Origin of the sequence: Methylobacterium sp. E-016 (genome assembly GCF_022829745.1) — a bacterium.
GTDB lineage: Bacteria > Pseudomonadota > Alphaproteobacteria > Rhizobiales > Beijerinckiaceae > Methylobacterium.
This window is the reverse complement of sequence record NZ_JAKSYF010000081.1, coordinates 1-441: the sequence shown is the minus strand read 5'-3', so window position 1 is coordinate 441 and position 441 is coordinate 1. Positions and strand designations below refer to the sequence as shown.

Sequence of the window (441 nt, the reverse complement as noted above, 5' to 3'; positions counted from 1 at the left end):
GCTTCACTACGATTGGTCACATGAAGGTATCAAATCCTGAATACAATAGGGGTTTGAAGCGAACCCGGGGAACTGAAACATCTCAGTACCCGGAGGAAAGGACATCAACGAGACTCCGTTAGTAGTTGCGAGCGAACGCGGACCAGGCCAATGCCTGAGTGGAGTGTACCGGAACGTTCTGGAAAGGCCGGCATGATGGGTGACAGCCCCGTACGGGACGGACGACATTCTTGATACGAGTAGGGCGGGACACGGGAAAACCTGTCTGAACACGGGGGGAGCACCCTCCAAGCCTAAGTACTCCGCAGCGAACGATAGCGAACCAGGACCGTGAGGGAAAGGTGAAAATCACACCGACGACGTGAGTGAAATAGTAGCTTAAACCGAATGCTTAAAAACAGTGGGAGCTCAAGGTTCGTCCTGAATGACCGCGTACCTTCT

General features: G+C 53.3%; 1 rRNA gene. It reads left to right on the top strand.

What is annotated here, in order from left to right:
• A 23S ribosomal RNA gene (locus MKK68_RS10175) occupies positions 1-441 on the top strand; the annotation flags it as partial.